At 68.1% G+C, this 14,201-nt stretch carries 12 protein-coding genes; all 12 read right to left on the reverse strand.

Annotated features, from left to right (window positions below; all coding sequences use genetic code 11):
• Positions 1 to 880 (reverse strand): Rv3169 family protein (locus ADBZ6I_RS02250; protein WP_526380437.1); only part of this gene is annotated, 880 nt, incomplete at its 3' end.
• Entirely contained in the window at positions 877 to 2,058 is a 1,182-nt protein-coding gene (locus ADBZ6I_RS02255) for a phosphotransferase family protein (RefSeq protein WP_526380439.1), read from the reverse strand. The genes ADBZ6I_RS02250 and ADBZ6I_RS02255, both read right to left, overlap by 4 nt.
• 15 nt (positions 2,059 to 2,073) lie before the next feature.
• The gene (gene nuoN, locus ADBZ6I_RS02260; protein WP_526380441.1) at positions 2,074 to 3,633 is read right to left on the reverse strand and encodes an NADH-quinone oxidoreductase subunit NuoN; all 1,560 of its coding nucleotides are present in this window, start codon (positions 3,631 to 3,633) and stop codon (positions 2,074 to 2,076) included.
• Positions 3,630 to 5,177, reverse strand: coding sequence for an NADH-quinone oxidoreductase subunit M (locus tag ADBZ6I_RS02265; protein ID WP_526380443.1), 1,548 nt, complete (start codon positions 5,175 to 5,177; stop codon positions 3,630 to 3,632). The genes nuoN and ADBZ6I_RS02265 overlap by 4 nt, the downstream gene beginning before the upstream one ends.
• Before the next feature lie 4 nt (positions 5,178 to 5,181).
• Positions 5,182 to 7,065 (reverse strand): NADH-quinone oxidoreductase subunit L, encoded by a 1,884-nt coding sequence (gene nuoL / locus ADBZ6I_RS02270; protein ID WP_526380445.1) that lies wholly within the window; start codon positions 7,063 to 7,065, stop codon positions 5,182 to 5,184.
• A 17-nt stretch (positions 7,066 to 7,082) separates the two neighbouring features.
• Complete coding sequence (gene nuoK / locus ADBZ6I_RS02275) at positions 7,083 to 7,382, reverse strand: NADH-quinone oxidoreductase subunit NuoK (protein ID WP_313674142.1); 300 nt, start codon at positions 7,380 to 7,382, stop codon at positions 7,083 to 7,085.
• Complete coding sequence (locus ADBZ6I_RS02280) at positions 7,379 to 8,065, reverse strand: NADH-quinone oxidoreductase subunit J (RefSeq protein WP_313674141.1); 687 nt, start codon at positions 8,063 to 8,065, stop codon at positions 7,379 to 7,381. Before ADBZ6I_RS02280 ends, nuoK begins: the two co-directional genes overlap by 4 nt.
• Complete coding sequence (gene nuoI, locus ADBZ6I_RS02285) at positions 8,062 to 8,568, reverse strand: NADH-quinone oxidoreductase subunit NuoI (RefSeq protein WP_313674140.1); 507 nt, start codon at positions 8,566 to 8,568, stop codon at positions 8,062 to 8,064. Before nuoI ends, ADBZ6I_RS02280 begins: the two co-directional genes overlap by 4 nt.
• Positions 8,561 to 9,778, reverse strand: coding sequence for an NADH-quinone oxidoreductase subunit NuoH (gene nuoH, locus ADBZ6I_RS02290; protein WP_526380448.1), 1,218 nt, complete (start codon positions 9,776 to 9,778; stop codon positions 8,561 to 8,563). Before nuoH ends, nuoI begins: the two co-directional genes overlap by 8 nt.
• Positions 9,775 to 12,144, reverse strand: a complete 2,370-nt coding sequence (locus ADBZ6I_RS02295) for an NADH-quinone oxidoreductase subunit G (protein WP_526380450.1) — start codon at positions 12,142 to 12,144, stop codon at positions 9,775 to 9,777. Before ADBZ6I_RS02295 ends, nuoH begins: the two co-directional genes overlap by 4 nt.
• Positions 12,141 to 13,448 carry an NADH-quinone oxidoreductase subunit NuoF gene (gene nuoF / locus ADBZ6I_RS02300; RefSeq protein ID WP_526380452.1) on the reverse strand — a complete coding sequence of 436 codons (1,308 nt, stop codon included), beginning with the start codon at positions 13,446 to 13,448 and terminating at the stop codon, positions 12,141 to 12,143. The genes ADBZ6I_RS02295 and nuoF overlap by 4 nt, the downstream gene beginning before the upstream one ends.
• Positions 13,442 to 14,146 (reverse strand): NADH-quinone oxidoreductase subunit NuoE, encoded by a 705-nt coding sequence (nuoE, locus tag ADBZ6I_RS02305; RefSeq protein ID WP_526380454.1) that lies wholly within the window; start codon positions 14,144 to 14,146, stop codon positions 13,442 to 13,444. The genes nuoF and nuoE overlap by 7 nt, the downstream gene beginning before the upstream one ends.
• Positions 14,147 to 14,201 lie beyond the last annotated feature (55 nt).

Below are 14,201 nucleotides of genomic sequence, written 5' to 3' on the forward strand. Positions count from 1 at the left end.
GGTCGCCGCCGTAACCGCCGCCGACGTGGATGGGCACCGCCAGCCGGGATTCGATCTCGAAGCGAACCGGCGCACCGGCGCTGTCGGTGGCCTCGATGACCGCGCCGGTGGGAATCCTGGTGCCGGAGCGGTACTGGATCTTCACCCGCGGCCAGCCGAGCTGCTCGATCCGCCCGTCGCGCCAGATTCGGGTGCAGTCGTTGAGGGTCCGGAATCCGCTGTGGTCCTCCTGGATGATGATCACGATCGCGAAGTCGTCGAAGGCGATCGGCACGTAGAGCCACCACATGCCCTCGAACGGCGGGTCGGCCGGCCGGCCGGCGGGTTCGTGTTCGCCGATCGGGCGGATGCCCCAGGACCGGTCCCGGCTGCCGATCCAGATGCCGGGGTCGACGGTGATCTCCTCGCCGTCGATCACCAGATGCCCTCGCCACGAACCCAATTGAGCGAACCGCTGGGCATCCAGGGTGGTGCGGGTGCCGGTGCGCATGAGGTGCCGCTGTTCCTGCACCACGCCGAACAATCCCTCCCAGGTGAGGTCGCAGGCCATGCCCTCGGTCTCCTCCAGCACGATGCGCAACCTCTGCAGCGGCTCGGTGACCTCCACGCGGTAGCCGTTGACCCGCTGGTCGAGCCGGTTACCGTCGATGGCGTCGGACAGGTGCACCGCGGTCTGGGTGTCGCCTCGCCGCACCAGGACGAACGCGTCCTTCACACCGAGGTTGGGGTAGTAGCCGATACCGGTGATGACGAAAATGTCCCCGCTGCGGTCATGGGCGTTGAAGTAGGACCGGTCGTAGAAGTTGCGGTCCGAGGAACCGGGCCAGGCGATGGGTTGGGGGACCTGGTGGACGGGGTACTCGTCCAGCGGCCCGATCATCGGTGAGTCCTTCCCGAGTCGCTTCGCTCCTGCCCTCCGGGGCCCTCTTCGAGAAGCCGGCGCAGCAGCCCGCCGTGGTAGAACAGCGCTTCGGTGTCGTCGGGTTTCTCGATCTCGCCGAAGTGCACCCGGCGGGCACCGGTGCGCATGAACACCACGCACCAGATCACCCCGCTATAGATGTGGAACCAGTGCAGGTCGCCGAGTTCGACACCGGTGAGCCGACCGTAGGTGGCCCGGACGTCCTCCTCGCTTAACATGTCGGGCAGTCCAGGGAGCCCGGCAAGACCGGCGATCTCCTGGAAGACCATGTGGGCGAACATGATCCACGATACGTCTAGTTCCCGCGGCCCCACCGTCGCCATCTCCCAGTCCAGCACCGCCACCGGCGTGAAGTCGCGGTACAACACATTGCCGATCCGGGAGTCACCCCAGGTGAGTACCGGATCGGCGGCGGCTGCGTCGGCGGGGAAGTTGTCTTCCAGCCAGGCCAGAGCGCGCTCCACCAGCGGTGATCGGCCAATGCCGGGCACAGCGAAGTCGTACCAGTTCTTGACCCAGTTGAAATGCCTGCGCAGCGGGGAGTCGCCGGGTGGTTCGGCGTCGATGAGGAACCCGAATGTCGCTGCTGCCGAGGGTATCCCGTGCAGCTGGGCGATGACCGCGACGGTGGCGTCCTGCAACTGCCGGCGCTTCTCGGGCGTAGCGTCGGCCAGCCAGTTGCCGCCGAAGGTGTAGGGCATCACGTCAGGAGGGACGACACCGTCGATGTGATCCATGAGAAAGAACCGGCTGCCGAGCACGTTTCCGGTCGGTTCGATCCAGCGCACCCGCGGGACGGGCACTGCCGTGAGTTCGGACACCAGCCGCATCACCTCGAACTGGTGGTCCAGCCGGTAGGCGGGGAACACCGGGACGTCCTGCGCGCTGGGTGCCATGCGGATCACCCACTTCCGCTCGACGGGAACACCGTCGTCGCTCCAGCGGCCGGTCACAATGATCGTCTCCGAGGACATCCCGTTGGAGTCGACGCCGCTGTCGACGGTCACCGCCGGGACGATCCCGGCGGGCATCACGGTCGACAACCAGCGGGACAGCGCGGCTGGGATGGCGCCGGTATCGCGCCCGGAGCGCTGAACGTGGGTCAGTTCGGTGCTGACGGTCGGCTGATTATTCATGTGAACCTCCGCTGTTCAGGACGTCAGAAACTCCGAAGCAGCGCCGGCAAGGTCCAGCAGCGGCTGTGGCAGGGCCCCCAAGGCGACGGTGATCACCGCAGTCACCCCGATCGTCGCGACGCTCAGCGATCCCGGCGGGGCGAACTCCGGCGCGTCGTCCGGCGGGTCGGTGAAGAACATCAGCACGATCACCCGCACGTAGAAGTAGGCGGCGATGGCACTGGCCAGTACACCGACAACGACCAGCGGGATCGCCCCGCCTTCGCCGGCGGCCTTGAACACCGCGAACTTGCTGACGAACCCACTGGTCAGCGGAATGCCGGCAAACGCCAGCAGGAACAGCGAAAACACCACCCCGGCCACCGGGAATCGCCGACCCAGCCCGGCCCAGCGCTCCAGTGCGGTCTCCTCGGCTCCGTCGGCGCCGCGGACCACGCTGACCACCGCGAAGGCGCCCACCGTGCTGAACCCGTAGGCGGCCAGATAGAACAATGTCCCCGACACTCCCGCGGCGTTGCCGGCGATCACCCCGGTGAGGATGAAACCGGTATGGGCTACAGCTGAGTACGCCAGCATCCGTTTGACATCCCGCTGGGTGACCGCGGCGACGGTACCCACGGCCATGCTGAGGATGGCCACCGCCCACAGCACCGGCCGCCACTGATCCTTCAGCTCCGGCACGGCGACATAGAGCAGACGCATCAGTGCGCCGAACGCGGCGATCTTGGTGGCGGCCGCCATGAATGCGGTGATGGGCGTCGGGGCGCCCTGATAGACGTCGGGCACCCACGCGTGGAACGGCACCGCGCCGACCTTGAACAGCAGCGCCACCATCACCAGCGCGGCACCGAGCAATGCCAGGGTGGTGTTGTGGGCGCCGGATGCCGTGCCGGTGCGCAGCGCGGCCGCGATCCCGGTGATGCTCAGCGTGCCTGCGTAGCCGTAGAGCAGCGCCATCCCGTACAGGAAGAAGGCCGACGAGAACGCTCCCAGCAGAAAGTACTTCAGCGACGCCTCCTGGGACAGTAGGCGACGGTACCGGGCCAGGCCGCACATCAGGTACAGCGGCAGTGACAGCACTTCCAGCGCGATGAACATGGTCAGCAGGTCGTTGGCGGCGGGGAACAGCACCATGCCGCCGACGGCGAACATGGTCAGCGGGAACACCTCGGTCTGCGCCACCGCCGCTTTGGTGGCCACCTGCTCGGCGGCGCTGCCGGGCACCGTCGAAGCCTGCGCGGTGAAACCGTCCAAACCGCCTGCGCCGCTGCGGCGCTCGCCGATCAGCAGCACACCCAGCACGGCGACCATCAACACGGTGCCCTGCAGGAACAGCGCGGGACGATCCACCGCCACGGCGCCCACCACCGCCGATCGCCCGGTGGGCCCGAGGTTGAGGTAGACGCCCACCAGCGCCGCGAGCGCCGCCAGCAGACCTCCGACGGCGAGGGTCATCTGCACCGGGTAGCGCGACCGGCGCGGCAGGAACGCCTCGACGATCACCCCGGCCACCGCGACGCCGAACAGGATCAGCATCGGGGAGAGCACCCCGTATTCGACGCTCGGCGTGATCATTTCGCGGCTCCCAGCGTCGGCGCCGGGTCGGGCTGACCGATGTCGGTCAGCGTGTGGGTGACCGCCGGGTTGATGACGTCCAGCGCCACCTTCGGATAGACGCCAAGGATCAGCAGCAGTGCGATCAGAGGAGTGACGACGAGCAGTTCGCGCGGCCGCAGGTCGGTGATGGTGTCATTTCCGTCGGTCACCGGCCCGGTCATCATGCGCTGGTAGGCCAGCAGCACATACACCGCGGAGAGCACCAGCGCCAGGGCGGCGAGTACCGCGAACGCTGGATAGCGGGTGAATGTGCCGATCAGAACGAGGAATTCACTGATGAACGGCGCCAGGCCGGGCAGTGACAGGGTGGCCAGGCCGGCCACCAGGAAGGTGCCGGCCAGCACCGGGGCGACCTGCTGCACCCCGCCGTAGTCGGCGATGGTTCGGGTGCCCCGGCGGCTGACCAGGAATCCGGCGACGAGGAACAGTGCGGCGGTGGAGACTCCGTGGTTGACCATGTACAGCGTCGAGCCGGACTGGCCCTGGCTGGTCATGACGAAGATGCCGAGGATGATGAAGCCGAAGTGGCTGATCGAGGTGTAAGCGATCAGCCGCATGATGTCGGTCTGGCCGATGGCCAGGATCGCGCCGTAGACGATGCCGACCACGGCCAGTGCGATGACCACGGGCCGGAAAAGGGCCGCGGAATCGGGGAACAGCGGCAGGCAGTAGCGCAGCATGCCGAACGTGCCGACCTTGTCCATCACCGCCATCATCAGCACCGCCGAGGCGGGGGTGGCCTGCACTGCGGCGTCGGGCAGCCAGCGATGTAGCGGCCACAGCGGCGCCTTGACCGCGAAGGCGAACAGGAAGCCGCCGAACAGCAGGTGCGCCACGGCGGGCTCGATGGCCAGCCGGCCGTCGGCGACGGCGTCCGCGATCCGGCGGACATCGAAGGTGCCGCCGTCGAGGGTTCCGGCGGTCACCACGTACAGCCCGACCAGAGCGGCCAGCATGACCAGACCGCCGAAGAGGTTGTACAGCAGGAATTTCACCGCAGCGGGTGATCGTTGGCTGCCGCCGTACCCGCCGATGAGGAAGTACATCGGGATCAGCATCGCCTCGAAGAACACGTAGAACAGCAGGATGTCCAGCGAGGTCAGCGAAATCAGCACCATGCCCTCGACGGCCAGCATCAGTGCCACGTAGCCGTGTGTCCCGCGCCCACCCAGTCCGGGCCGGTCGTCGGCGTCGTTCCAGCCGGCGATCAGCAGCAGCGGCATCAGCACCGCGGTGAGCACCACCAGTGCCAGCGCGATGCCGTCCACGCCGAGGATGTAGCCGGTGCCGAACGACCGTATCCACGGATGGTTCTCGACGAATTGGTAGCGCGGGCCGGCCGGATCGAAACGCAGTGCCACGACGAGCGCGATCGCCAGCACCACCAGCGACACCGCCAGCCCGGCGTATTTGGCTGCCCCGCGCATCGGTGCGGGCAACAGGATGATGACCGTCGCGCCGATCATCGGCACCGCCCACAGCAGGCTCAGCCACGGTGTCACGCCATCACCTCCACATCGCCGCGATCAGCACCGCGCCGGCGAACAGACCGGCACCGGCGAGCATGGACAGGGCGTAACTGCGGGCGAATCCGGTCTGCAGGCCGCGCAGCCCGTCGGAGATCCGGCGCACGCCATGGGACATTCCGGTCACCGACCCGTCGATGGCCTTGTCGTCCACAACGATCAGGGCCCGGGTGAGCTGCTGGCCGCCGCGCATGAAGACGGCCTCGTTGACCGCGTCGCCGTAGAGGTCGCGGCGGGCGGCGACGGTGAGCGCCGAGACGTCCTGCGGTGCCGTCTCGGGCACGGCTTTGGCGTACATCCGGTAGGCGACCGCGACCCCGACCGCCACGGCCGCCAGCGCCAGCGCCGTTGTCACCCAGGCCGGCACAGCGTGGTGGGGTTCGTGTTCCCCGACGACCGGCTCCAGCCAGGTGCGCAGCGTATGACCGAGGCTCAGCAGCGCGCCGGCGCCCACTGAGCCGATCGCCAGCACCACCATGGGCAGAGTCATGACCGCGGGGGACTCGTGCGGGTGGCAGTTTTCTGCCCAGCGGCGCTGCCCGAAGAAGGTCAGCAGCATCACCCGGGTCATGTAGAACGCGGTGATCGCCGCGCCTAACAGCGCCGCTCCGCCGAGCAGCCAGCCCTTCAATCCGCCTGCATTCACGGCGGTTTCGATGATGGCGTCCTTGGAGAAGAAGCCGGCGAACGGGGGCACCCCGATGATCGCCAGATAACCCAGCCCGAAGGTGACGAAGGTAACCGGCATCAGCGTCCGCAGCCCGCCGTAGCGGCGCATGTCGGTTTCGTCGTTCATCCCGTGCATGACCGAACCGGCGCCCAGGAACAGGCCGGCTTTGAAGAAGCCGTGGGTGAGCAGGTGCATGATCGCCACCGCGTAGCCGGCCGGACCGAGTCCGGCGGCCAGCACCATGTAGCCGATCTGGCTCATGGTCGAGGCGGCCAGCGCCTTCTTGATGTCGTCCTTGGCGCAACCGATCACCGCGCCGAACAGCAGGGTCACCGCACCGACGATCACGACCGCGGTCTGTGCGACGGGCGCGGCATTGAACACCGGCCCGGAGCGCACGATCAGGTACACGCCCGCGGTCACCATGGTGGCGGCGTGGATCAGCGCGGACACCGGGGTGGGGCCCTCCATGGCGTCACCCAGCCAGGACTGCAATGGCACCTGCGCGCTCTTGCCGCACGCGCCGAGCAGCAGCAGCAGCCCGACGGCGTTGAGGGTTCCGTCACTCATCTGCGGGGCGGCGGCGAAAACCGTTGCGAAATCGACCTGGCCGACCGTCGCGAACAGCACCATCAGCGCGATCGCCAGGCCCATGTCGCCGACCCGGTTGACCACGAACGCCTTCTTGGCCGCCGCGGCCGCGCTCGGCTTGTAGGACCAGAACCCGATCAGCAGGTAGGAAGCCAGGCCGACGCCCTCCCAGCCGGCGTAGAGGCCGAGGTAGTTGTCAGCCAGCACCAGCAGCAGCATGGCCGCGACGAACAGGTTGAGATAGGCGAAAAACCTTCTCCGGTCAGGATCGTGGGCCATGTAGCCGATCGAGTACAGGTGGATCAGCGCGCCGACGCCGGTGATCAGCAGCACGAAACACACCGACAGGGCGTCGAGTTGCAGACCGAAGTCCACCCGCAGCGCCCCGACCGGAACCCAGGAGAACAGCGTCTCGTGCACCAGCCGGTCCTCGGCGGGCCGGCCCAGCAGGTGGGTGAAGAGCACCGCACCACAGGCAAATGAACCGACCACCGCCGCGCATGCCAGCAGGTGGCCCCACGCGTCGGTGCGGCGCCCGCCCAGCAAAAGAGCGACCGCCCCGAACAGGGGCAGCGCGATAGTCAGCCACAGCAGCGTCGTCACCGTTCAGTGCCTCCCCATCAATTCCTGAGGAGGTTCGACTCGTCCACGTCGGCGCTGCGACGGGTGCGGTAGATGGCGACGATGATGGCCAGGCCGACGACCACCTCGCAGGCCGCGACGACCATGGTGAAGAAGGCCACCGCCTGGCCCTCCAGTCCGCCGTGCATCCGGGCGAAGGTGACGAACGCGAGGTTGCCTGCGTTGAGCATCAACTCGACGCACATGAACATGACGATGGCGTTCTTCCGCAGCAGCACTCCGGCGGCGCCGATGGTGAACAGCAGCGCCGAAAGATACAGGTAGTAGGAAGGATTCATCGCGGCGTCCGGATGGTATCGCTGACCGATGACTCATCGTCGGAGCCGTCAGGCAGGCGCGCCATGGTGTCGACGGCGTTGCGGCGCGCGTAGACGCCGGGGTTGGGCAGTGGGGTGGCCCGGCTGGTGCCGCGGAAGCGTTCGATCGCCATCTCGCGCTGAGTCTTCCGCGGCTGAAGGCGTTCCCGGTGAGCCAGGATCATCGCGCCCAGCGCCGCGGTGATCAGCAGCGCGCTGGTCAACTCGAACGCCCACAGGTTGCGGGTGAAGATCAGCTCGGCCAGGCCCTGAACGTTGCCGTTGGCGTTGGCTTCAGCCAGGCCGGTGAAATTGGAGGTTTTCGCGCTGCCGATGCCGGCGATCAACAGGACTCCGAACCCCAATCCGGCCAGCATCGCGGCAACCCGTTGTCCACGAATGGTTTCCACCAGCGACTGCGCGGAGTCGACGCCGATGAGCATCAGCACGAACAGGAACAGCATCATCACCGCGCCGGTGTAGACCACGATCTGGACCACGCCGAGGAACGGGGCCTCCTGCACCGCGTAGATCATCGCCAGCGCGATCATCGTCGTCGCCAAGGCGACCGCCGAGTACACCGCCTTAGGTGCGGCGACCACCCCGATTGCGCCGGCGACCGCGACGGCGCCCAGGACCCAGAAGGCGATCGCCTCGGCGTTCACGGCGTCACCCGCCCCAGGTAGTAGTCGTCATCGCTGGCGCCCGGCGCCATCGGGTGCGGCGGGGCCTGCATCCCTGGCTGCAGCGGGGCGAGCAGTTTGTCCTTGCCGTAGATGAGGTCCTGGCGGTTGTCGTCGGTCATCTCGTAGTCGGCGGTCATCGTCAGCGCCCGGGTGGGGCAGGCCTCGATGCACAACCCGCACCCGATACAGCGCAGGTAGTTGATCTGGTAAACCCGCCCGTAGCGTTCACCGGGAGAGAAGCGCTGCTCCTCGGTGTTGTCCGCGCCCTCGACATAGATGGCGTCGGCCGGGCAGGCCCACGCGCACAACTCGCAGCCGATGCACTTCTCCAGCCCGTCGGGGTAGCGGTTGAGCTGGTGGCGCCCGTGGTAGCGCGGAGCCGTCGGGCCGGGCTGCTCCGGGTACTGCTCGGTGATCGGCTTCTTGAACATCGTCGTGAAGGTCACCTTGAAGCCGGAGAGGGCATCCAGGAATTTAGGCATGAGCGGCCTCCTCGGCCTGGCCGGGTAGCGGGGGAATAGGGAAGGAACCGTCCGGCGGCGGGGACGGTGGCGGTGTCCGGCGCTCGACCCCTCTGCGCCGAAGCGTGTTGGCCGCCAACAGAACGGCCAGCAGCGCCGCCGCAGCCAGGAGGTTCGGGATGACACCGTCGAGGTGGACCGCGCGCAGGACGGCGACGGTCAGGATCCACACCAGCGAGACCGGGATCAGCAGCTTCCAGCCGAGTGCCATGAACTGGTCGTAGCGCAGCCGGGGCAGGGTGGCGCGCAGCCACATGAACCCGAACAGGAAAATCCACGTCTTGGCGACGAACCACAGCACCGGCAGCCAGCCGGTGTTGGCGCCGTCCCACAAACTGAGCGGCCACGGGGCGCGCCAGCCGCCGAGGAACAGGGTGGTGGCCAGCGCCGAGACGGTGGTCATATTGACGTACTCGGCGAGGAAGAACATCGCGAACTTCAGCGACGAGTATTCGGTGTGGAACCCGCCGACCAGTTCACCCTCGGCTTCCGGCAGGTCGAAGGGGGCACGGTTGGTCTCGCCGACCATCGCGGTGATGTAGACGACGAACGACGGCAGCAGCAGGAATACGTACCAGGTGTTCTCCTGGGCCGCGACGATCCCTGAGGTGGCCATGGTGCCCGAGTACAGGAACACCGACGCGAAGCACAGCGCCATCGCGATCTCGTAGGAGACCACCTGGGCGCTGGAGCGGATGCCGCCCAGCAGCGGGTAGGTGGAACCGGATGACCAGCCGGCCAGGACGATTCCGTACACCCCGATCGACGTGATGGCCAGGATGTAGAGCACCGCGACGGGCAGGTCGGTCAACTGCAGCGGAGTCTGGTGGCCGAAGACCGACACCACCGGACCCAGCGGAATCACGGCGAAGGCCATGATCGCGGTGATCACCGAGATCACCGGCGCCAGCAGGTAAAGGGGCTTATCTACGCCGGCCGGGATCAGGCCCTCCTTGAGGGCGAGCTTGATGCCGTCGGCCGCGGACTGCAGCAGCCCCCACGGGCCGACCCGGTTGGGGCCGTAACGCATCTGCATGCGGCCCAGCAGCTTTCGCTCCACCAGAATGGCCACCAAGACGGTCAGCAGCAGGAACGCGAATACCGCCACCGCCTTGGCCAGGATCAGCCACCACGGGTCGTGGCCGAAGATCGCCGGGTCCGGATAGGTCACGCGAGCCCCCCTGCGTCGATGCGGACGACGGCGCCCGTCGTCACCCCCAACTGGGTGTGCACCGCGCTGCCCGGAGAGTTCAGTGGCAGCCACACCACCTGGTCGGGCATGTCGGTGATCTCCAGCGGCAGTGTCATCGACCCGCGGTCGGTCGACACCGTCACTGTGTTAGAAGCGCCGATGCCCGCGGCGGTGGCCGACGAGAGGCGGGCGACCGGCAGCCGGGCGGTCCCGGCCAGGTAGGGCTCGCCGTCCTGTAACCGGCCGCGGTCCAACAACATCCGCCAGCCGGCCAGTACCGCTTGGCCGGGTCCGGGCGAGGCTGCGCTGCCGGGGGCGACGTCCGGGCCGGCCGGCCGGGGTCCATCCCAGCTGCCGAGCGCGGACATCTCGGCGCGCGCCTGGGCGGCGGTCTGGAGCCCGAGATCTATCCCCAATTCCTGGCCCAACTCTTCGGCCAGCATGGTCAGCACCCGCAGGTCCGCGGCGGCGTTGGTGGTCAGTGCCGGGCCGAACGGTCGCACCCGGCCCTCCCAGTCGGTGAAGGAGCCGTCCTTTTCCGACACCGTCGCCACCGGGAAGACGACATCGGCCAAGGCGGTGACGCCGGACTCCCGTAACTCCAGGCTGACCACGAACCGTGTGGCGGCGATGGCGTTCAGTGCCTGCTGCGGGTCGGCGAAGTCGGCGGGTTCGACTCCGCCGATAAGCAGCGCGTCCAGATCGCCGTTGGCGGCGGCGTCGAGGATCGTGGCAGCGTCGCGACCCCGGTCGGCCGGCAGGGTGCAGTTCCACGCGTCGGCGATCTGTTGGCGGGCAACCGGATCGGAGATGGGGCGTCCGCCCGGCAGTACCGTGGGCAGGCACCCGGCGTCCAGCGCGCCGCGCTCACCGGCCCGCCGCGGAACCCAGGCCAGCCGCGCACCGGTCCGGTCGGCAAGCCGGGCAGCCGCGGACAGCGCACCGGGGCTGGTGGCCAGCCGCTCGCCGACCAGGATCACCGTGTCCTCGCCAAGTTCGCCGCCCAGCGCGTCCAATGCGACGGCCTCGGCGCCGGGGATGGTGGCGATCAGCCGGGCCGAGAGCTTCGTCGCGCCACGGGAGGCGAACGGGGCGATGCTCACCACCGTCAGGCCGCGCTTGCGGACCGCCTTGCGCAGCCGCAGGAAGACGATGGGCGACTCTTCCTCCGGCTCGAAGCCGGCCAGCAGCACTGTGCTCGCGGTCTCCAGGTCGGCGTAGCTCACAGTGATCGGCTGGCCGGCGACCCGTGCGGTCAGGAAGTCGGTCTCCTCCACCGAATGCGGACGGGCCCGGAAGTCGACATCGTTGGTGCCCAGCACCATTCGGGCGAATTTGGCGTAGGCATACGCATCCTCACCGGTGACCCGGCCACCCACCAAGACTCCGGCCCGACTGCCGGCCAAGCCCGCGGAAGCCCGCGCGATGGCCTCCGGCCACGAGGCGGCGCGCAGGGTCCCGTCGTCGTCGCGGACCATCGGCGTCGTGATCCGGTCGCCAACGCTGGGATAGGTGAAAGCCCAGCGGCCCTTGTCACAGTTCCACTCCTCGTTGACCTGCGGGTCGTCGCCGGCCAGCCGGCGCAGCACTACGCCGCGGCGGTGATCGGTGCGCTGGGCGCACCCGGAGGCGCAGTGCTCGCAGACACTGGGCGAGGACACCAGGTCGAACGGCCGCGCCCGGAACCGGTAGGCGGTGCCGGTGAGCGCGCCGACCGGGCAGATCTGCACGGTGTTTCCGCTGAAGTAAGAGTCGAAGCTGGCCCCGGGGGCGATGCCGACCTGTTGCAGCGCACCGCGTTCCAACAGTTCGATGAACGTATCCCCGGCGATCTGGTTGGAGAACCGGGTACAGCGGGCGCACAGCACGCAGCGTTCGCGGTCCAGCAGCACCTGGCTCGACAGACTGATCGGTTTGGGGAAGGTGCGCTTGACGTCGGTGAACCGGGTTTCGGATCGGCCGTTGGACATCGCCTGGTTCTGCAGTGGGCATTCGCCGCCCTTGTCGCAGACCGGGCAGTCCAGGGGGTGGTTGATCAGCAGCAGTTCCATGACGCCCTGCTGCGCCTTGTCGGCGGCTGCGGAGGTGAACTGGGTACGCACCACCATGCCCTCGGTGACGGTGGTGGTGCAGCTGGCCAGCGGCTTGCGCTGCCCCTCCACGTCGACCAGGCACTGCCGGCAGGCGCCGACCGGGTCGAGCAGTGGGTGGTCGCAGAACCGGGGGATCTGCACGCCGATCAGCTCGGCGGCGCGAATCACCAAGGTGCCCTTGGGAACCGACAGCGTGGTGTCGTCGATGGTGATGGTGACCAGTTCGGTGCGGGTTTCGGACGCTTGGGTCATGAGCCCACTCCCTGCGGGGCGGCGAGCATCGAGGCGTACGGGTCGAACGGGCAGCCGCCGTCCAGGTGCGCTTCGTATTCGGCGCGGAAGTAGTGCAGCGAACTCATGATCGGCGATGCGGCACCATCGCCCAAGGCGCAGAACGACTTTCCGAGGATGGCGTCGGCGATGTCGAGCAGCTTGTCCAAGTCCTCCGGTAGGCCGCGTCCGTCTTCAAGGCGCTCGTAGATCTGCGCCAGCCAATACGTGCCTTCCCGGCACGGGGTGCACTTGCCACATGACTCGTGGGCGTAGAACTGGGTCCACCGGCGCACTGCCCGTACCACGCAGGTCGTCTCGTCGAAGATCTGCAGCGCCTTGGTGCCCAACATCGACCCCACCGACGCCATGCCCTCGTAATCCAAGGGCACATCGAGGTGTTCGGCGGTCAGCAGCGGCGTGGACGACCCGCCGGGGGTCCAGAATTTCAGCTCATGCCCGGCCCGTACCCCGCCGGCGTAGTCGAGCAACTCGCGCAGCGTGATGCCCAGCGGGGCCTCGTACTGGCCGGGCCGGGTGACATGCCCGGACAGCGAGTACAGCGTGAAGCCCGGTGACTTCTCGGTGCCCATCGACTTGAACCAGTCCACCCCGTTGGCCATGATCGGCGGCACGCTGGCGATGGACTCCACGTTGTTGACCACCGTCGGGCAGGCGTAGAGGCCGGCGACCGCGGGGAACGGCGGACGCAGCCGCGGCTGTCCGCGGCGGCCCTCCAGCGAGTCCAGCAGTGCCGTCTCCTCACCACAGATATAGGCGCCCGCCCCGGCATGCACGATCAGGTCGAGGTCATAGCCGGAGCCGAGGATGTTGCTGCCCAGGTACCCGGCGTCGTAGGCCTCGGCGACGGCGGCCTGCAACCGGCGCAGTACCGGGACCACCTCCCCGCGCAGATAGATGAAGGCGTGCCGGGCGCGGATGGCGTAGGCCGCGATGATGGCGCCCTCCACCAGGAAATGCGGCGTGGTCAGCAGCAGTGGCATGTCTTTGCAGGTGCCCGGCTCGGACTCGTCGGCGTTGATGACGAGGTACTTCGGCTTGGCGCCGGCGGGACCGTCCTGGGGAATGAATGACCACTTCGTGCCGGTCGGGAAGCCCGCGCCGCCGCGGCCGCGCAACCCCGACTCCTTGACTTCGGTGATAACCGCGTCGGGCGACATGCTCAGCGCTGTGCGCAGACCCTGGTAGCCGTCGTGGCGCAGGTAGGTCTGTAGCGTCCAGGGTTGCGGCTCGTCCCAGAACCGGCTGAGCACCGGGGTCAGCATGCGTCCTCCTCTTGGCGAGCGGCCCGCAGACCGGCCAGCGTGGCCTCTCCGGGGAGCGAGGCGTCGGCGGTCTGCGGGCCCAGACCGGCCAGCGCTCGCGCAGTCTGGCGAAATGAGCACAGCGCTGCACCGCGGGTGGGGGTGACGGTCTGCCCGTTGCGCAGCGCGGCGACGAGTTCAGCAGCGCTGGAGGGTGTTTGGTTGTCGAAGAACTCCCAGTTCACCATGACCACCGGTGCGTAGTCGCAGGCTGCGTTGCACTCGATGTGCTCCAGGGTGATCAGCCCGTCGGCGGTGGTGTGCCCCGCGTGGACACCCAACTCGCCTTCCAGTGTCTCCAGGATGGCGTCGCCGCCCATGATCGCGCAGAGGGTGTTGGTGCACACCCCGATCAAGTAGTCGCCGGTAGGGGTGCGCCGGTACATCGAATAGAAGGTGGCCACCGCGGTCACCTCGGCGGCGGTCAGGCCGAGTTGGTCTGCGCAGAAGGCGATTCCGGCACCGGTGAGGTAGCCGTCCTGGGATTGCACCAGGTGCAGCAGCGGCAATAGCGCTGAGCGGGCCTGCGGGTAGCGGGCGATGATGATTGCCGCGTCGGCGGCCAGCCGCTCGGCGACGTCGGCCGGGTAGGACGACGGCCCTCCGATCGGGGGGCCGGGCTCGTCGGGGCGGGGGCCGAGAACCAAGTCGATACTCATCGGGACCCCTTGCTCTTCGCGCAAGCGCTCATCGGGACCCCTTGCTCTTCGCGCA

The sequence above is a fragment of the Mycobacterium sp. genome, from assembly GCF_044342925.1.
Lineage (GTDB): Bacteria > Actinomycetota > Actinomycetes > Mycobacteriales > Mycobacteriaceae > Mycobacterium.

What these genes read in the sequence shown, in the direction of transcription:
- nuoE (WP_526380454.1), bottom strand. Translation starts at nt 14,146, where the DNA reads ATGAGTATCGACTTGGTTCTCGGCCCCCGCCCCGACGAGCCCGGCCCC.
- ADBZ6I_RS02295 (WP_526380450.1), bottom strand. Translation starts at nt 12,144, where the DNA reads ATGACCCAAGCGTCCGAAACCCGCACCGAACTGGTCACCATCACCATC.
- ADBZ6I_RS02255 (WP_526380439.1), bottom strand. Translation starts at nt 2,058, where the DNA reads ATGAATAATCAGCCGACCGTCAGCACCGAACTGACCCACGTTCAGCGC.
- nuoN (WP_526380441.1), bottom strand. Translation starts at nt 3,633, where the DNA reads ATGATCACGCCGAGCGTCGAATACGGGGTGCTCTCCCCGATGCTGATC.
- nuoK (WP_313674142.1), bottom strand. Translation starts at nt 7,382, where the DNA reads ATGAATCCTTCCTACTACCTGTATCTTTCGGCGCTGCTGTTCACCATC.
- nuoF (WP_526380452.1), bottom strand. Translation starts at nt 13,448, where the DNA reads ATGCTGACCCCGGTGCTCAGCCGGTTCTGGGACGAGCCGCAACCCTGG.
- nuoI (WP_313674140.1), bottom strand. Translation starts at nt 8,568, where the DNA reads ATGCCTAAATTCCTGGATGCCCTCTCCGGCTTCAAGGTGACCTTCACG.